Origin of the sequence: Celeribacter ethanolicus (assembly GCF_002407265.1) — a bacterium.
In the GTDB taxonomy this organism is placed as follows: Bacteria; Pseudomonadota; Alphaproteobacteria; order Rhodobacterales; family Rhodobacteraceae; genus Celeribacter; species Celeribacter ethanolicus.
Genome location: NZ_CP022196.1, coordinates 1,378,601 through 1,396,446, shown reverse-complemented (window position 1 = coordinate 1,396,446; position 17,846 = coordinate 1,378,601). Strand labels below are relative to the sequence as shown.

The window sequence follows — 17,846 nt, the reverse complement described above, 5'->3', positions numbered from 1 at the left end:
ACGGAAACTCGAAGCGCTGCTGTCGCAAAGCCGTGATCGGTGAAAAAGCGGGCATGGGGTACATTTGTTCTTGTTGTGTTCTCAATTTCCTGTTGGAACACCGCGCGGCCTCCACTAGATATGAGGGCAGAATCCGAGTGGGGTGCCCTATGGCCGAGTTGAAATTCATCGAAGTGCGCGGCGCGCGCGAGCACAATCTCAAGAATGTGGATGTCGACATCCCGCGTGACGAGCTTGTGGTGATCACCGGCTTGTCCGGTTCGGGCAAGTCGTCGCTGGCCTTTGACACGATCTATGCGGAGGGCCAGCGGCGCTATGTCGAAAGCCTCTCGGCCTATGCGCGGCAGTTTCTCGATATGATGGGCAAGCCGGATGTGGATCACATTTCGGGTCTCAGCCCGGCGATTTCCATCGAGCAAAAGACCACCTCGAAAAACCCGCGTTCCACCGTCGGCACGGTGACGGAGATTTACGACTATCTGCGGCTTTTGTTTGCCCGCGCCGGCACGCCCTATTCGCCCACGACCGGTCTGCCCATCGAGGCGCAGCAGGTGCAGGATATGGTCGACATCACCATGCGGATGGAGGAGGGCACGCGCGGTTACCTCCTTGCCCCCATCGTGCGGGATCGCAAAGGCGAATATCGCAAGGAATTTCTGGAGCTTAGAAAGCAGGGCTTTCAGAGGGTCAAGGTTGACGGGGAATTCTACGAACTGGATGAGCCGCCGACGCTCGACAAGAAATTCCGCCACAATATTGACGTCGTGGTGGATCGGATCGTGGTGCGCGAAGGCTTGGAGACGCGGCTGGCGGATTCACTTCGCACCGCGCTCGATCTGGCAGACGGCATCGCCATTTTGGAGACCGCGCCGAAAGAGGGCGAGCCTGAGCGCATCACGTTTTCAGAGAACTTCGCCTGTCCGGTGTCGGGCTTTACCATTCCCGAAATCGAACCGCGTCTGTTTTCCTTCAACGCGCCCTTCGGCGCCTGTCCGCATTGCGACGGCTTGGGCGTTGAGCTGTTCTTTGACGAACGCCTCGTGGTGCCCGATGCGGCGTTGAAAATCGCCGACGGGGCAATCGCACCCTGGCGCAAGGGCAAGACGCCGTATTTCCTGCAAACCATTGAAGCGCTTGCGAAACATTATGGGTTCAAAGCCTCGACCCCGTGGAAGAACATCGACCCGAAAATCCAGAAGGTCTTCCTTTACGGCTCCGGCGAGGAGGAGATCAAATTCCGCTATGACGATGGCGGGCGGGTTTACGAGATCGAGCGTAGCTTTGAGGGGGTGATCCCCAATATGGAGCGGCGGTATCGCGAGACCGACAGCAATTGGGTGCGCGAGGAATTCGAGCGCTATCAGAACAACCGGCCCTGCGGCCATTGCCATGGTTATCGTCTGCGCGAAGAGGCTTTGGCGGTGAAGATCGCCGGGCTGCACGTCGGTCAGGTGGTCGAGAAGTCGATCAAGGAGGCCTATGCGTGGACCCTCGGCGTGATGGACACGCTCAGCCCGCAGAAACAGGAGATTGCGCGGGCCATCGTCAAGGAAATCCGCGAGCGTCTTGGGTTCCTGAACAACGTGGGCCTTGAGTACCTGACCATGTCGCGCAACGCGGGCACGCTGTCGGGCGGGGAGAGCCAGCGCATTCGCCTCGCGTCGCAGATCGGTTCGGGGCTTCAGGGCGTGCTTTACGTCTTGGACGAACCCTCCATCGGGTTGCACCAGCGCGACAATGACCGTCTCATCGGCACGCTGAAAAACCTGCGCGATCAGGGCAACACCGTGGTCGTGGTCGAGCATGACGAGGACATGATCCGCGAGGCCGATTACGTCTTCGATATGGGGCCGGGCGCAGGCGTTCATGGCGGGATCGTCGTGGCCAAAGGCACGCCGGAGGAGATCGAAAAAGACCCGGCCTCGATCACCGGGCAGTATCTCGTCGGCACCCGCGAGATCGCTGTGCCGTCCGAGCGGCGCAAGGGCAATGGCAAGATGCTCAAGGTGGTGAAGGCCACCGGCAACAACCTCAAGGAGGTGACGGCAGAATTCCCGCTGGGCAAATTCGTCGCCGTCACCGGCGTGTCGGGCGGCGGGAAATCGACGCTGACCATCGAGACACTCTATAAGAACGCGGCGATGAAACTGAACGGCGCGCGGGAGACGCCTGCGCCCTGCGAGACGATCAAAGGGTTTGAGCATCTCGACAAGGTGATCGACATCGACCAGCGCCCGATCGGTCGCACGCCGCGCTCGAACCCGGCCACTTATACCGGCGCCTTTACCCCGATCCGCGACTGGTTCGCGGGCCTGCCGGAGGCGAAAGCGCGTGGTTATAAACCCGGTCGGTTCAGCTTTAACGTCAAGGGCGGGCGCTGTGAGGCCTGTCAGGGCGACGGGGTGATCAAGATCGAAATGCATTTCCTGCCAGACGTTTACGTGGAATGCGAGACCTGTCACGGCAAACGCTACAACCGCGAAACGCTTGAGATCGCATTCAAAGGCAAGTCGATTGCCGACGTTCTGGACATGACCGTCGAGGATGCGCAGGAGTTCTTCAAGGCGGTGCCCTCGATCCGCGAGAAAATGGATGCGCTGATGCGGGTGGGGCTTGGTTATATCAAGGTCGGGCAACAGGCGACGACGCTCTCGGGCGGCGAGGCGCAGCGGGTGAAACTGTCGAAGGAGCTGTCGAAACGCTCGACGGGGCGGACGCTGTATATCCTCGACGAGCCTACCACGGGGCTGCATTTCGAGGATGTGCGTAAGCTCCTGGAAGTGCTGCATGAACTGGTGGATCAGGGTAATACGGTCGTGGTGATCGAGCACAATCTCGACGTGATCAAGACCGCCGATCACATCATCGACATCGGCCCCGAGGGCGGCGATGGTGGCGGCCAGATCGTGGCCACCGGCACGCCCGAAGAGGTGGCCGAGATCGCGGCGTCGCACACCGGGCGCTATCTCAAGCCGCTTCTGGAACGCGGGAAGGCACGTCATGAGTGACCAGCCGAAACTCGCGGTTCTCGCGGTCTGTCAGAGAAACGGCACCTTTCTCATGGTCGAACGCGGCAAGGATCCCGCCCGTGGCACATGGGGTTTTCCGGGCGGGCATGTGGAATTCGGTGAAACGCTGGCCGAGGCGGCGGCGCGAGAGCTTTTCGAAGAAACCGGCGTGGTGGCTGCGCCGGGCGCGGTGATCGACCATGTCGAACTGATTGTGCCGGATCATCATTTTCTGCTCATGGCGGTCGCTTGCCGCTACATCTCCGGGGAACCGGTGGCGGCGGATGACGCTGCGGCGGTGGACTGGATGAGCCTTGAGGATCTTTTGACGACGGCCCGCCCGCTGTCCCAGAATGTCACCCGAGTCGCGCAGGCGGCGCTTGGCTGAGGAGGTGAGGTAGACATGTCCAGACGCCCGAAGATCGGACTGGCCCTGGGATCCGGAGGCGCGCGTGGGTTTTGCCACATCGGCGTGTTGCGCGGGCTGGCCGAGATCGGTATCCGCCCGGATGTCATAGCCGGCTGCTCCATGGGGGCGCTCGTAGGAGCAATCTACGCGGGGGGGCGTCTCGATGCGCTCGAAGACTGGGCGCGCTCCATCACACGGCGTTCGTTCCTGTCGCTGGTGGACCTGCGCTTCTCCGGCGGCGGTCTGGTTGAGGCGCGGGAAATCATGACGCTGATCGACAGGCTCGGCCTGCCGAAGCGCATCGAAGAGCTCGATCATCCGTTTGCCGCCGTGGCGACCGATCTCGAGACCGGGCGCGAGGTCTGGTTGCAGGACGGGCCGCTCGACCGGGCGGTGCGGGCGTCTGCGGCGATGCCGGGCGTCATCTCGCCGCTCTATCATCAGGGCAAGTGGCTTCTGGATGGGGGCATGGTGAACCCGGTGCCGGTGTCTCTGGCGCGGGCCATGGGGGCGGATTTGGTGATCGCGGTGAACCCGAACGCGCGGCTCGACGGGACGCTTTGGCGGGCGCCCGACGCACGTGTTCCGAGCGCCGGTCTCTCGGCGTTTCAGGCTCGCTTGCCGGAGGCGCTCAAGGGGCTCTTGCCGACGCCGTCGGCGCCGGACACGCCGCCTGCACCGGGTTATCTCGATGTGCTCTCTACCACGGTCGACATCATGACCGATCACATCCGCCGTGCGCGTATGGCGGGCGAACCGCCGCAGGTTCTGCTCTCTGCGGAGCTTTCGTCGATGACGGTGCTGGATTTCCACGAGGCGAAAAAGGCAATCCACGACGGGTTTCGCATGGTTCGAGACCATGAGAATCTGCTCAGGCGGGTGTGTTCTGTCGCTTGAGTGTTTTGAAACTCAGGAAAAGAAGCAGGACCGCTCCCAATCCAGCGAGTGCTGCAACGCCCCATTCTGAGCCCCAGTTCTTGACGACGATGGCAATGAGCGCCCAGGCGGTGCCGAACGGGTAAAGCGGGGCGTCGGGGCGCAGGCGGGTGCCGTATATCGCGACGATCAGCGCGCCGATGAGGCACAGGTACGCCCAGCCGACATCATTGAACACCACGCCATAGCCTGCGCCGATATAGCCCAGAGAGGCGAAAGAGGCGGCGGTGAGCCAGCCCGCGAACAGGGCCGTGGGCGCGCGGGCGAGCCAGGGATCGAGCACGGGGGCGCGGACCATTGCGAGCATGGCGCAGCCCAGCATCAGGAAGATCATCCCGGTCGCGATTACCGGGTTCATCGTGGCGATGGTCAGCCAGGGCGTGCCGATCACCAGCGCCAGGATGAGCGGCGGGCGCATGGGCGCCCAGTCGGGGGCATCGTGACGTTTGAGACCGATGGCTGCGGAGACGATGAGCCAGAGATAGATCACGCCCCAGATCGAAAACGCATAGCCCGCGGGGCCGACGGGTGCGTCGCCCTGCGGGATCGGGAAGGCATTCGGGTCATAGCCACGAAAATCGGGGGCGAGCAAAGGCCCGGCGATGGCAAAGGCCAGCGCGGCGAGAAGGTGAAGGAGGGCGATGAGGCGTGTCTTGGTCATGGCGCTGATATAGAACGACAAACGGCGCCGGAAAGGGCGCCGTTTGTTTTGAGTATTTTTCGCAGCAAAGGAAACTCAGACGAGTTGCCCTTCGGCGGTGAGCGTCAACTTGCCGTTCAGGTAGCGCGAGAGCACGTCGGGCAGGGTGACGGAGCCGTCGGCATTCTGGCCGTTTTCCAGGACTGCGATCAGGCAGCGCCCCACTGCGAGGCCGGAGCCGTTCAGCGTATGGACGAATTCGGGCTTGCCGCCGTCCTTCGGTTTGAACCGGGCGTTCATGCGGCGGGCTTGATAATCGCCTGCGGTCGAGACCGAGGAGATTTCGCGGTATTTGTCCTGACCGGGCAGCCAGACCTCGATGTCATGGGTGCGCTTCATGCCAAAGCCCATGTCGCCGTCGCAGAGCTTGACGGTGCGGTAGGGCAGGTTCAGCGCTTCCAAGATGTTCTGGGCCTGCGTGGTCATGCGGGCGTGTTCGGCCTCGCTGTCGTTCGGATGGACGATGGAGACCATTTCGACCTTTTCGAACTGGTGCTGGCGCAGCATGCCGGCGGTGTCGCGGCCCGCGGAACCCGCCTCCGAGCGGAAACATTGGGTGTGCGCGGCATAGCGCATCGGCAGATCGGCCTCGTTCACCGTCTCGCCATTGACGAGGTTGGTGAGCGTCACTTCGGCGGTCGGGATCAGCCACCAGCCATTGGTGGTTTTATAGCTGTCCTCACCGAATTTCGGCAATTGCCCCGTGCCGTACATCATCTCTTCGCGCACGAGCACCGGCGTGATCGCTTCGGTCAGCTCATGCTTGTCGACATGGGTGTCGAGCATGAATTGCGCCAGCGCCCGGTGAATGCGCGCGACCGCGCCTTTGAGCACGACGAAGCGCGCACCGGAGAGTTTGGCGCCGGACTCGAAATCCATGCCTTTGACGACACTGGCCAGCTCGTAATGCTCTTTCGGGGTGAAATCGAAGGCGGCGGGCGTGCCCCAGCGGTGGATTTCCACGTTGTCGTTCTCGTCCGCGCCGACCGGCACGTCTTCGTAGAGTACGTTCGGCAGCGCCATCAGCATCTCGGCGAGGCGCGCGTCCTCTTCCTTGGCCTCGTCGTTCAGACGGGCGATCTCGGCCTTTTTCTCGGCGACCAGCGCGCGCAGGCGCTCGAACTCGGCCTCGTCGCCTTTCGCCTTGGCGGCACCGACCTCTTTCGAGGCTTTGTTCTGCTCAGCCTTGGCCTCTTCTGCGGCGGCAATTTTGGCGCGGCGGTCGGCATCGAGGGCCAGAAGCTCGGACGACACCCCGGACAAGCCACGGCGGTTCATGGCAGCGTCGAACGCTTCGGGGTTTTCGCGAATGGCCTTGATGTCATGCATCGGACTGGTCCTCGGGGTTGGTTGGTTTGGGCGCGGTTATGCAACAGGGGAAGAGAGGAGGGAAGGGGGATTTGGGACAATCCACGCTTGTATTCCGTCTTGCCCCCTTGCTCTCAGGGCTGTTTGCACACATCTAACGGGAAACGGAAGATGAGGGAGCCTATGCCAGCCAAAGCCATCCACACCTGTATCCGCGTGCTCGACGAGGGGCGGTCTGTTGCGTTTTACGAGGCGGCCTTTGGGCTCACGGTGGCCGACAAGCTCGATTTCCCGGATTTCGCGCTGATCTATATGTCGAACCCGCTTTCGGAGTTCGAACTTGAGCTGACGATCAACAAGGGCACCACGGAGCCTTACGATCTCGGCAATGGCTACGGGCATTTCGCGGTGTCGGTCGAGGATCTGGACGCCGAACATGCGCGGATGGACGCGGCAGGGCTTGCCCCCGGCAAGATCGTCGATTTCGCCCCCGCCGGAACCCGTGTGGCAAAGTTCTTTTTCATCACCGACCCGGACGGCTACAAGATCGAAGTGATTCAGCGCGGCGGGCGGTTCAAGTAACCCTCTAACGAGCGCGTGACCTAAGGTCGGGCCCGGCTGGACAAGGCCAAATCCCGCCTATAGGGTGCGCGGCGACTTTCATGGGGTGGCAAGGGTCACCCTCCGAGAAACACACAAGTGACACAAAGGACCAACAGATGTTCGTGACCCCCGCCTATGCGCAGGCCGCAGGTGCTTCCCCCAACCCGGTGATGTCTTTCGCGCCGCTGATCCTGATCTTCGCGATCATGTATTTCCTGATGATCCGCCCGCAGCAGAAGAAAATGAAAGAGCACAAGGCAATGATCGAAGCCGTGCGCCGTGGCGACGAGGTTGTGACCGCCGGTGGCATCATGGGCAAGGTCGCCAAGGTGCGTGAAGACGGGTTCGTCGAGGTCGAGATCGCCGAGGGCGTGAAGGTGAAGGTGCAGAAAGCCACGTTGAGCGCCGTGGTGTCGAAAACCGAACCTGTCGCGGAAAGCTGATCGCGCACGCGTGAATATACAAGGCCCGCCACCCGCGCGGGCCTTTCCCTTTTGAAAGACGTCTCAGGACATTCCCATGTTGCAAATGCCTCTCTGGAAACGGATCGTCATCTGGGGGCTCGTGGCCCTCGGTCTTCTCGCCGCCTTGCCCAACGCGTTCTATCCGCGGGTCGAGGGGCATAACGACGCCATCGCGGCGATTGAGAAGTCCGGCGAAACCCCGGAGCGGGCCGCGGCGCGCGATGCCTGGCCGTCCTACCTGCCGTCCTCGCTTGTGAACCTCGGTCTCGACCTGCGCGGCGGCGCGCATCTTCTGGGCGAAGTGCAGGTGGAAGAGGTCTATGCTTCGCGCATGGATGCGCTCTGGCCGGAGGTGCGTGACGCGCTGCGCGACGAGCGCGACACGGTGGGCACGATCCGTCGTCTGGACGCGCCCGCAGGCCAGCTCCGCATCCGCATTTCCGAGGCTTCCGGCATGGAAACCGCTCTGGCGACCGTGCGCAAGCTCGGCACGCCGGTGGTGTCGCTGACCGCTGCGGGCGAAAAGGACATCGCGGTCTCTGCCGTCAACGATGTGATCACGGTCGAGCTGTCCGAGGCGGAAAAAGCCGCCACGGACGACCGTACCATGCAGCAATCGCTGGAGATCATTCGCCGCCGGGTCGACGAGGTCGGCACCCGCGAGCCGACGATCCAGCGTCAGGGCGAGGACCGCATTCTCATTCAGGTGCCGGGCATCGGGTCCGCCGCCGAGTTGAAATCGCTGATCGGCACCACCGCGAAGCTGACCTTCAACCCGGTCGTGGGCCGCACCACCAACCCGGATGAGGCCCCCGGCGCGCGCAATTTCATCGCGCCTTCGGTCAATGAGCCGGGCATCTATTACATTCTCGAACAGACCGCCGTGGTCTCCGGCGACGAGTTGACCGACAGCCAACCGGCCTTCGACCAGAACGGGCGACCTTCGGTGACCTTCCGGTTCAACCCGACCGGCGCGCGCAAGTTCGGCGATTATACCGCCGCCAATGTCGGCGCGCTGTTCGCCATCGTGCTCGATAACGAAGTGATCTCCGCGCCGCGCATTCAGGACGCGATCCGGGGCGGCTCCGGCCAGATCACCGGCTCCTTCACTGTCGAGGAATCGACCGAGTTGTCGGTTCTGCTGCGTGCCGGTGCGCTTCCGGCCAAGATCAACTTCCTCGAAGAACGCACCATCGGGCCGGAGCTCGGTGCCGACAGCATCGAGGCCGGTAAGATCGCGACCATGGTCGCCTTTGCCGCCGTGCTGATCTTTATGGCGCTGGCCTATGGCCTCTTCGGGATCTTCGCCAATATCGCGTTGATCATCAACGTCGGGCTGTTGTTCGGGCTTCTGTCTTCCATCGGGGCCACCTTGACCCTGCCGGGTATCGCCGGGATCGTGCTGACGGTCGGGATGGCCGTGGACGCCAACGTGCTGATTTTTGAGCGCATCCGTGAGGAGCTGAAGAATTCGAAGTCCACCGCGCGGGCGATCGAGCTTGGCTATGAAAAGGCGCTGTCGGCCATTGTCGACGCCAACATCACCACCTTCATCACCGCCGCGATCCTGTTCGTCATGGGCTCCGGTCCGGTCAAGGGCTTTGCCGTGACGCTGGCTTTGGGTCTGATCACCTCGGTCTTCACCGCGATCTATGTGACGCGTGCGATGGTCGTGATGTGGTACGGGCGCAAGAACCGCAAGGGCTGGACGCTCAAGGGGGTGCATCTCGTGCCTGCCGACACCGCGATTGATTTCTTCAAACGAGCCAGGATAACCTTCGGCTTCTCCGCCGTCATGGTCGCGGTGGCGCTGGTGTCCTTCATCTCTCTGGGGCTCAATTTCGGCATCGACTTCAAGGGCGGCACCACGATCCGGACCCAGTCCGAATCCGCCGTCGATGTCGGCGAATATCGTGCCGCGCTCTCGACGCTCGGCCTTGGCGATGTGTCGATCACCGAGGTCTATGATCCGAATTTCGCCGAGAACCAGCATGTGTCGCAAATCCGCATTCAGGCCCAGGACGAGGTCGAGGCGATCACGCCGGAAACCGTGCAGATGGTCGAGGATGCGTTGAAAACGGTCGATCCCTCGATCACCTTCCCCTCCGTCGAATCCGTCGGGCCGAAGGTCTCGGGCGAGCTGATCTGGACTGCGGTCGAGGCCGTGGCTGCCGCCATCGCCGCCGTGCTGTTCTATATCTGGCTGCGCTTCGAATGGCAGTTTGCCGTCGGCGCCGTGGTGGCGCTCGTGCATGACGTGGCGATCACCATCGGGGTGTTTGCCCTCTTCGGCATTCAGTTCGACCTCACCATAATCGCAGCGCTTCTGACCATCGTCGGCTACTCGCTCAACGACACCGTGGTGGTGTTCGACCGGGTCCGCGAGAACCTGCGCAAATACAAGAAGATGGACCTCGGCGGCGTGCTCAACATGTCGATTAACGAGACCCTGTCGCGGACCGTGATGACCTCCGGCACCACGCTGATCGCGCTGATTGCGCTTCTGGTGCTGGGTGGCGATGTGATCCGGGGCTTTGTCTTCGCGATGACGCTTGGCGTCGTGGTCGGGACCTGGTCGTCGGTGTTTGTTGCCTCCAACATCCTGTTGTGGCTCGGCGTCAAACGCGACTGGGACAAGAAAGAGCCCGCGCCGGGCATTCAGACCGACGGCAGTGCGGTTTGACGCGCGCGCGGGATTGAGTATTTTAAGCACAAAGGAGAGGCTCGCGCGTGTCGCGGGCCTTTTCGCAAGAGGAGAGCGCCATGCAGTTCAACGAGATGCCGTTTCAGGATGCCGTGCCGGTCGATGGTTACGGGCCGAACATGTTTCGTGTCGGCGGCAAGGTCTATGAGGGGGCGGTGCTGATCTGTGGCGAACAGGTGATCCCCTGGGGCGGTTATGCCGACACCGAAGCGTTGCTGGAAATCCGCGCGAGGGTCGATTTCGTCATCGTCGGCACCGGTGCGGAGATGACCCATCTGCCGCAAGCCTTCCGCGCGCCGATGGACGCGGCGGGGTTGGGGCTTGAGCATATGGCCACGCCCACGGCGGCGCGGACCTATAATGTGCTGGCCTCAGAGGGGCGCCGCGTCGCGGTCGCGTTGCTGCCGGTTTGAGCCGGGCTTTGACACACGTCAGGTCGAAATATTAGAATCGCTGTAAAAAGGCGCCCATGAGTTTGATTTCCGTCAAAGATATGACCGTCTCCCGGGGCGGCATGCCGGTCCTCGAAGGGCTGAATTTCGCCGTCTCGCCGGGAGAAATTCTTGTGCTGCGCGGGCCGAACGGGGCGGGCAAGACCACACTGCTGCGCACCCTCGCGCGCCTTCAGCCGCCCTATGCCGGAACGGTCGAGGCTGCGCCCGATGCGGTGGCCTATGCGGCCCATGCGGACGGGCTGAAGGCGACGTTGACCGTCTCGGAAAACCTTGCCTTCTGGGCCGGTGTCTATGGTGGGCAGGACATTGCGCCGGCGTTGCGGGATTTCAATCTCGAGACCTTGCGTGACCGGCCGGCCGGGAACCTGTCCGCCGGGCAGAAACGCCGTCTCGGGCTCGCGCGGCTCATGGTCACCGGACGTCCGGTCTGGGTGCTGGACGAGCCGACCGTGTCGCTCGATGTTGCTTCCGTCGAGCTTTTCGCCAAGGCTGTGAAGGGCCATGTGGACGGTGGCGGCGCGGCGGTGATCGCGACGCATATTCATCTCGGCTTCGAGGAAACCGTGTTCGACGTGACGCCCTACAAGGCGCGCCACGATGTCATTCGCAACGATTTTGACGAGAGTTTCCTATGATCCGGCTGTTCTGGCGTGACATCACCCTGGCGTTTCGTTCGGGCGGCGGCTTCGGCCTTGGCCTCGGGTTTTTCCTGATCCTTGTCACTCTGGTGCCCTTCGGTGTCGGGCCGAATGCGGAGATGCTTTCGGCCATTGCGCCGGGCATTCTCTGGGTCGGTGCGCTTCTCGCCTGTCTGCTGTCGCTCGACCGCATTTTCGCGCTCGATTTCGAGGACGGTTCGCTGGATCTCCTAGCCACGGCACCGATCCCGCTCGAGGGTGTCGTCGCGATGAAGGCATTTGCCCATTGGATCACCACGGGTCTGCCCTTGGTGATCGCCGCGCCCGCGCTCGGGCTGTTGCTGCATCTCGACAGCGCCGCCTATCGCTGGCTGATCGTCACGCTTTTGATCGGGACACCCGCGCTGTCCTTCATCGGAGCCTTCGGGGCGGCGCTGACCGTGGGGTTGAAACGCGGCGGGCTGCTTTTGAGCCTTCTGGTCCTGCCGCTCTATATTCCGACGCTGATTTTCGGCGCCGAAGTGGTTCGGCGCGGGGCCGGGGGCTTTCTGGTCGGAACGCCGCTTGCGATGCAGGCGGGGATCACGCTCGGGGCCGTGGCCTTGCTGCCCTTTGCCGCAGCGGCGGCCATTCGTGTCGCTTTAAGGTGAGTTGAGATGTGTCGCGCTTCCGCTTAGGCTGGCGCGGATCATTGGGGAGAGAGACAGCTTATGGCCATCAACTGGAATGCCTTCTGGGAATGGGCAAATCCACGGAAATTCATGTGGTGGACCGACCGGGCGCTGCCCTATTTCGCGGTTCTGGCGGCTCTGGTCCTGACCTCCGGGCTGGTCTGGGGCTTTTTCTTCACCCCCGATGACTATCGCCAAGGCGCGACGGTGAAGATTTTCTACCTCCATGTGCCCTCCGCGATGATGGCGATCAACATCTGGGCGATGATGTTGGTGGCCTCGCTGATCTGGATCGTGCGGCGGCACCATGTGTCGGCCTTGGCCGCCAAATCTGCCGCCGCCATCGGCATGACGATGACGCTGATCGCATTGTTCACCGGGGCGATCTGGGGCAAGCCGATGTGGGGCACCTATTGGGAGTGGGACCCGCGGCTGACCTCGTTTCTGATCCTGCTGCTGTTCTATCTCGGCTATATGGCGCTTTGGGAGGCGATTGATAACCCGGACACAGCGGCCGATCTGACCTCCGTGCTCTGCCTTGTCGGTTCGGTGTTTGCGATCCTGTCGCGCTATGCGGTTCTCTTTTGGAATCAAGGGCTTCACCAGGGCGCTTCGCTTTCGATGGACGCCGAAGAAAACGTGGCAGATGTCTATTGGTATCCGGCGCTGGTGGCAATTGCGGGGTTCGTGTTGTTGTTCATCACGCTCGTGCTGCTGCGGACCCGGACCGAAATCCGTGCGCGCCGTCTGCACGCGCTGGACATGCGGGAAAGGGCGCAGCAATGATGCCGGATCTTGGGAAATACGCGGGCGATGTCCTGATGGCCTATGGGGTGACCCTGCTGCTCTTGGCAGCGCTGATCTGGCGCTCTCTGGCGCGCTCCGCGAAAATGAAACGTCTTTTGAAAGAGGCCGAGGAGCGCCGCAACCATGGCTAAGATCAATCCTCTCGTTGCCCTGCCGCTGGTGTTCTTTGCCGGTCTCGCAGGCCTGTTTATGTTCGGCATGGGGCGTGAGGACGCGCAGCAATTGCCAAGCTCGCAGATCGGTCGCGATGCGCCCTCCATCGCCTCGGTGACACCGCTGGGCGAGCTGCCGCCGCTCACCGACGAGATGCTGCGCGACGGCAAGGTCAAGCTGGTGAACTATTGGGCCTCGTGGTGCGCGCCCTGCCGGGTCGAACACCCGCAACTCGAGGTGCTGGCCGAGGAGGGCATCACGATCTATGGCATCAATTACAAGGACGAGGCCGCCAACGCCCTGAAATTCCTTGGTGAACTTGGCAATCCCTATGCCGCCATCGCGCAGGACGAACCGGGCCGCACGGCGCTGGAATGGGGCGTCTACGGTGTGCCGGAGACCTATATCATCGACGGCGAGGGCAAGATCGCCTACCGCTTCGCCGGGCCGATCACCGCGGAGATCGCGGAGAAATATATCAAGCCGGAGATCGCGAAGGCGGCGGAGTGAAACAGAGGTTTGGCGCCTTCCTCATGGTGTTCGGTGCGGTTCTGATCCCGCTGATCGCCTATGGGACATATTGGCTGATCGCCATGGGCTGCGGCATGAACACGACGGGATGTTCGCAAACTACCGGCGCCATGATCATGATCGTGTTCATCTTCTGGCCGTTCTGGGTGCTGCTCTTCATCGCTTTGTCGATCATCTGGATCGGGTGGCGATTGTCCCGCGTGCAGTCCGCATGAGTGCACAAAGAAAAACCCGCCGAACTCCGGCGGGTTTTGCAGTTTTCCCGGGATGCAGGGATCAGCTCAGCGCCTGATCCAGATCGGCAATGAGATCGTTGGCATCCTCGATCCCGATCGACAGGCGCAGGATGTTCGGACCGGCGCCGGCTTTGACCTGGTCTTCAGGTGTCAACTGGCTGTGGGTTGTCGAGGCCGGGTGAATGATCAGCGAGCGGGTGTCGCCGAGATTGGCCACATGGGAGAACAGCTCGAGTTTCGACACGGTCTGAACACAGGCGTCATAGCCGCCCTTCAAGGCCACGGTGAACAGCGCCCCGGCGCCGCGCGGACAGATCCGGGTCATCCGATCATAATAGGGCGAGGAGGGCAGGCCGGAATAGGTCACCGCCTCGACACGGTCGTCGCCTTCGAGCCAGTTTGCAATCTCCCGCGCGTTCTGGACGTGTTTCTGCATGCGCAGCGACAGGGTTTCGATTCCCATCAGCGTGTAATGCGCCGCCTGCGGGTTGAGCGTCATACCAAGATCGCGGAGGCCCACGGCGATGCCATGGAACGTGAAGGCGAGCGGACCGAAAGTGTCTTGGAAATCAAGACCGTGATAGGCGGGTTCCGGTTCGGAGAGTGACGGGAACTTGCCGGAGGCTGCCCAGTCGAACTTGCCGCTGTCGATGACACAGCCGCCGGTCACGGTGCCGTTGCCAGTGAGGAATTTCGTCATCGAATGCACGACAAGGGTCGCGCCATGCTCGATCGGGCGGCACAGGTAGGGTGTCGCCGAGGTGTTGTCGACAATCAGCGGAATCCCTGCCGTGTCGGCAATCTCGGCCAGCGCGTCGAGATCCATGATCGCTCCCGACGGGTTGGCAAGGCTTTCGCAGAAGATCGCCTGGGTGTTCTCGTCAATGGCCGCGCGCACCGCGTCGAAATCGTCGAAATCGACGAAGGTCGCCGACCAGCCGAAGCGTTTGAAGGTCTGGGTGAACTGGGTGAGCGTGCCACCGTAGAGCCGGGTCGAGGCGACGATGTTCTTGCCCGGCGCCATCAGCGGGAAAAGCGCCATGATCTGCGCGGCGTGACCGGAGGAACAGCACACGGCGCCGGCACCGCCCTCGAGCGCCGCCATGCGATTTTGCAAGGCGGAGATCGTCGGGTTGGTCAGGCGGGAATAGATATAGCCGACCTCTTCGAGATTGAAGAGGCGCGCCGCGTGCTTGGCGTCCTTGAACACATAGGCGGTGGTTTGATAAATCGGCACCTGACGCGCGCCGGTGGCCGGATCGGGGGCCGTGCCCGCATGCACCTGAATGGTGTCAAAGCCTTGTTTTTTCTCGGACATCTTGTCCTCCCAAATCGAAAAATCCCTGCGACATTACGCCCGGGGTGGGAGGGTTTCAACCGTCAGACTGTTCAGGAAGATTATGAGGCGGGGATGTGACTGGCACGGGGCGTGCCACATGGTTCGCGGCGCATTTCGCGCGACGCATCAGACGATCATCATCACGATGAAGAAGCACAGGAGCAGCAGGAGTTCCGTCGCGGGAAGAGGAATGTCGGCAAAGATCTGTTTCATGCCGGTAGAAATAGGCGCTAAAGGTTAATCGAACATCATTTGAATCGGGGGCAGACCGGAAACATTCTGTTTCTTCTTTGTTCCAAAGGGCTTGGGACGGGAGGACCGCCCCGGAAAAGAGGTCGAAATGACACGCATCTATCACAATCCCCGCTGTTCGAAATCGCGCGAAACGCTGAAACTGATCGAGGCGGCGGGGATCAGCCCCGAAGTGGTGCTTTATCTGGAGACACCGGTGTCTCGGGAGAAACTTGCGGAACTGGTGGCACATTCCGGCCTGCCGGTCAGCGCCTTTCTGCGGGCGAAAGAGGCGGAGGCCAAGGAACTCGGGATTACCGCATCCTCCGATCCGGAGGCGATTCTGGACGCGATTGCGGCGCATCCCCGGCTGATGGAGCGTCCGGTGGTGGAAAGCGACAAGGGCGTGGCGCTCGGTCGCCCGCCGGAGGCCGTCAAGGCGGTGCTGTAATCTCTTTCTCGGCCATCATCTGGCGGCCTTCTTCACAATAGGGCGAGATCTCATGGCGGGAGCGAAGCTCTGCAAGATAGTCGCGCAGCATCGGCACCCGCCGCGGGCGAAAGGATGTCTGCCCCCAGTCGAGCGACAGGATCGAACCGACAAGAAACTGCCGAAACGCGTCGCGTAACCGACAATGGGCCAGCAGCATCAGCTCCTTGTCGAGATAGACAATGGCCAGCGGCCAGATCTCCCGCAGGGTTTCCCGGCCCTGCCGATCCCGATAGCCCAGCCGGAGCGCACGTTCCTGCCAGCAGGCTTGTCGGATCAGGGAAAGGTCGGCTTCGTACTGTTTTTGTGGCAAATACCGGTGGACCAACCCCACAGAATGTTCGATTTGTGCACGCTTTTCCTCGGGCAAACTCGCCGTAATTTTCGCCAAAGCATTGCGCGCCGCCTCTGACAGAGCGGGGTCGCCGCGCAGCCGCACCTCCGAGAGGCCAAGCACCAGCGCTTCGATCTCGATCTGGCTCAGGCTCTGCGGCGGCAGGGCATAATCTTCTGTCAGCGTATAGCCGAAACCCGCCTCCCCCTCGATTCGCGCACCCGAGGCCCGAAGCGCGCCGATGTCGCGATAGAGCGTGCGTTGCGACACGCCCAGTTCCCGCGCCAGATCGCCGGCCGTCACCGGCGGGCGCAGGCTGCGCATGAGATGCATCAGGCGAAACAGACGATCCGACTTGGCCATGTGGCCCCCTTTCACAGCCAAAGATGCCAGAGCCCTGCTGACGGTTTCTGACAGCAGGAGCCTGCCATGATCCGCCGCAGTTGCATAGTCTTGAAAGGATCTCCCATGTTGACCCTGTACCACGCTCCGAACAGCCGCAGTTCGCGGATCGTCACCCTGCTCATGGCGCTCGACGCGCTCGACCGGGTCGACATCCGGCTCACCGACATCCCGCGTCAGGATGGCTCTGGCGCGCGCGATCCGAACAATCCGCATCCCGAGGGCAAGGTGCCGCTTCTGGTCACGGAGGAAGGCGAGATGATCCGGGAAAGCAATGCGATCCTGCTCTATCTCACCGACCGGTTTCCCTCCGATCTTGCACCCGAGGTCGGCGCGCCGGGGCGGGGGGCTTATCTGAGCTGGCTGTTCTGGTACGGCAATGTTCTGGAGCCGGTCTATATGCATCGGCTCGCCGGGCTCTCCCATCCGGTTCTGAGCGCATCATTCCGGGGCATGCCGGAGGCCGTTGCCTATCTGGCGGCCGGCCTCGATGGGTGGGCGTTCCTTTTGGGCGACCGCAACAGTGTCGCCGACCTGCTGATCGCTTCGCCGTTTCTATGGTTCCCCGAGGCCACGCCCGATGTGCCCGCAATCCGCGACTGGGTGGCGCGCTGTGCGGCTCAGCCTTGCATCGCGCGGTCCATGGAATTCGATGCCAGGTCCGCAGAAGAGATGGGGCTTGCCCCGGCCTGATGGACATTCGCGTGGCTCTCTGTTTCTCTGGCCGTACCCCGGTCAGAGAGACATGAGATGCAGTTCGATTTTACCACGCTTCCCGCCCGCGACCGCTACCGGTTGCTCACGAATTTCGTCGGGCCGCGACCGATCGCCTTGGTCACGACGGTGAACGCGGACGGTTCGTATAACGCGGCCCCCATGAGTTTTTTCAACGTAATGTCGTCTGAGCCGCCGCTTCTGGTGCTTGGCATCGCGTCCAAACCCGAACAGGAAAAGGACACCGCTGCCAACATCCGCCGCACCGGCGAATTCGCCATTCACATGGTGGATATGGCGCTGTCCGAGGCCATGCTGATCGCCGGGCTGCCGGTGCCTTCGGGCGTCGATGAACTGGCTTTGGCTGCCGTCGAGACCGAGCCTTGTACAATGATTTCCGCGCCGAAAATCAAGGGCGCCGCCTGTGTGTTCGAATGCCGCACCGAACGTCTGCTCGACTGGCCGAACCGGGTTCTGGTGATCGGCGGGGTGGTGCAGATGCATGTGCGGCGTGACTGTCTCGATGCCGAGGGGCATTATGTGAACCCGGAGGTCTACCGGCCCATCGCGCGCCTGCATGGTGACAATTACGTAGGCTCCGACGATCAGTTCGTGCTCACCGCGCCGGATTTGGAGGCGGTTTTCAAGAGCTGAGGAGCTGGCCTCAGGGATACGCCTCTCTGGCCCCTTCCGATGCGTGGAATTCCGGCGCA

General features: G+C 62.2%; 20 protein-coding genes. 16 read left to right on the top strand and 4 right to left on the bottom strand.

Annotated features, from left to right (window positions below; genetic code table 11):
* Positions 1–149: 149 nt before the first annotated feature.
* Genes uvrA through CEW89_RS06755 form a run of 3 tightly spaced genes read left to right on the top strand, consistent with a single transcriptional unit; the run spans position 150 to position 4,314 of the window.
* A complete protein-coding gene (gene uvrA, locus CEW89_RS06765; protein ID WP_096805380.1) occupies positions 150–3,008 on the top strand; it encodes an excinuclease ABC subunit UvrA in 2,859 nt (952 codons plus the stop codon).
* On the top strand, positions 3,001–3,396 hold the full coding sequence (locus CEW89_RS06760; protein ID WP_096805379.1) for an NUDIX hydrolase: 396 nt from the start codon (positions 3,001–3,003) through the stop codon (positions 3,394–3,396). Before uvrA ends, CEW89_RS06760 begins: the two co-directional genes overlap by 8 nt.
* A 15-nt stretch (positions 3,397–3,411) precedes the next feature.
* Entirely contained in the window at positions 3,412–4,314 is a 903-nt protein-coding gene (locus CEW89_RS06755; protein WP_096805378.1) for a patatin-like phospholipase family protein, read from the top strand.
* Here the strand turns inward: CEW89_RS06755 and CEW89_RS06750 are convergent.
* Entirely contained in the window at positions 4,289–5,014 is a 726-nt protein-coding gene (locus CEW89_RS06750; RefSeq protein WP_096807156.1) for a hypothetical protein, read from the bottom strand. The genes CEW89_RS06755 and CEW89_RS06750 overlap by 26 nt on opposite strands.
* Positions 5,015–5,089: 75 nt before the next feature.
* Positions 5,090–6,382: a serine--tRNA ligase gene (serS, locus tag CEW89_RS06745; protein ID WP_096805377.1), complete on the bottom strand. Its 1,293-nt coding sequence runs from the start codon at positions 6,380–6,382 to the stop codon at positions 5,090–5,092.
* 162 nt (positions 6,383–6,544) lie between these two features.
* Between serS and CEW89_RS06740 the strand changes: the two genes are divergently transcribed.
* The 10 genes from CEW89_RS06740 to CEW89_RS06695 all read left to right on the top strand — a co-directional run bounded on the left by CEW89_RS06740 (position 6,545) and on the right by CEW89_RS06695 (position 13,602).
* Entirely contained in the window at positions 6,545–6,943 is a 399-nt protein-coding gene (locus CEW89_RS06740; protein ID WP_066709056.1) for a VOC family protein, read from the top strand.
* A 137-nt stretch (positions 6,944–7,080) separates the two neighbouring features.
* Entirely contained in the window at positions 7,081–7,407 is a 327-nt protein-coding gene (gene yajC / locus CEW89_RS06735) for a preprotein translocase subunit YajC (RefSeq protein ID WP_066709053.1), read from the top strand.
* 76 nt (positions 7,408–7,483) lie between these two features.
* On the top strand, positions 7,484–10,111 hold the full coding sequence (secD, locus tag CEW89_RS06730) for a protein translocase subunit SecD (protein WP_066709051.1): 2,628 nt from the start codon (positions 7,484–7,486) through the stop codon (positions 10,109–10,111).
* Between the two features lie 80 nt (positions 10,112–10,191).
* A complete protein-coding gene (locus CEW89_RS06725) occupies positions 10,192–10,545 on the top strand; it encodes an Mth938-like domain-containing protein (RefSeq protein ID WP_096805376.1) in 354 nt (117 codons plus the stop codon).
* Between the two features lie 56 nt (positions 10,546–10,601).
* Positions 10,602–11,222 carry a heme ABC exporter ATP-binding protein CcmA gene (gene ccmA / locus CEW89_RS06720; protein ID WP_096805375.1) on the top strand — a complete coding sequence of 207 codons (621 nt, stop codon included), beginning with the start codon at positions 10,602–10,604 and terminating at the stop codon, positions 11,220–11,222.
* Positions 11,219–11,875, top strand: a complete 657-nt coding sequence (gene ccmB / locus CEW89_RS06715) for a heme exporter protein CcmB (RefSeq protein ID WP_066709042.1) — start codon at positions 11,219–11,221, stop codon at positions 11,873–11,875. Before ccmA ends, ccmB begins: the two co-directional genes overlap by 4 nt.
* Positions 11,876–11,935: 60 nt before the next feature.
* Complete coding sequence (locus tag CEW89_RS06710; protein ID WP_066709040.1) at positions 11,936–12,682, top strand: heme ABC transporter permease; 747 nt, start codon at positions 11,936–11,938, stop codon at positions 12,680–12,682.
* The gene (ccmD, locus tag CEW89_RS06705; protein ID WP_066709038.1) at positions 12,679–12,834 is read left to right on the top strand and encodes a heme exporter protein CcmD; all 156 of its coding nucleotides are present in this window, start codon (positions 12,679–12,681) and stop codon (positions 12,832–12,834) included. Before CEW89_RS06710 ends, ccmD begins: the two co-directional genes overlap by 4 nt.
* Positions 12,827–13,366 carry a DsbE family thiol:disulfide interchange protein gene (locus tag CEW89_RS06700; RefSeq protein WP_096805374.1) on the top strand — a complete coding sequence of 180 codons (540 nt, stop codon included), beginning with the start codon at positions 12,827–12,829 and terminating at the stop codon, positions 13,364–13,366. Before ccmD ends, CEW89_RS06700 begins: the two co-directional genes overlap by 8 nt.
* Entirely contained in the window at positions 13,363–13,602 is a 240-nt protein-coding gene (locus CEW89_RS06695; RefSeq protein ID WP_096805373.1) for a hypothetical protein, read from the top strand. Before CEW89_RS06700 ends, CEW89_RS06695 begins: the two co-directional genes overlap by 4 nt.
* A 61-nt stretch (positions 13,603–13,663) precedes the next feature.
* On the opposite strand, the gene CEW89_RS06690 is transcribed toward CEW89_RS06695, so the two are convergent.
* Complete coding sequence (locus CEW89_RS06690) at positions 13,664–14,941, bottom strand: O-acetylhomoserine aminocarboxypropyltransferase/cysteine synthase family protein (protein WP_066709033.1); 1,278 nt, start codon at positions 14,939–14,941, stop codon at positions 13,664–13,666.
* Positions 14,942–15,302: 361 nt separating this feature from the next.
* On the opposite strand from CEW89_RS06690, the gene arsC reads away from it, so the two are divergent.
* Positions 15,303–15,644, top strand: coding sequence for an arsenate reductase (glutaredoxin) (gene arsC, locus CEW89_RS06685; protein WP_066709030.1), 342 nt, complete (start codon positions 15,303–15,305; stop codon positions 15,642–15,644).
* Here the strand turns inward: arsC and CEW89_RS06680 are convergent.
* Complete coding sequence (locus tag CEW89_RS06680) at positions 15,628–16,380, bottom strand: helix-turn-helix transcriptional regulator (RefSeq protein WP_096805372.1); 753 nt, start codon at positions 16,378–16,380, stop codon at positions 15,628–15,630. The genes arsC and CEW89_RS06680 overlap by 17 nt on opposite strands.
* Positions 16,381–16,485: 105 nt before the next feature.
* Here CEW89_RS06680 and CEW89_RS06675 point away from each other — a divergent pair, with 105 nt between their 5' ends.
* On the top strand, positions 16,486–17,112 hold the full coding sequence (locus tag CEW89_RS06675) for a glutathione S-transferase family protein (RefSeq protein WP_096805371.1): 627 nt from the start codon (positions 16,486–16,488) through the stop codon (positions 17,110–17,112).
* A gap of 57 nt (positions 17,113–17,169) precedes the next feature.
* Complete coding sequence (locus CEW89_RS06670; RefSeq protein ID WP_066709019.1) at positions 17,170–17,787, top strand: flavin reductase family protein; 618 nt, start codon at positions 17,170–17,172, stop codon at positions 17,785–17,787.
* Positions 17,788–17,846: the final 59 nt, after the last annotated feature.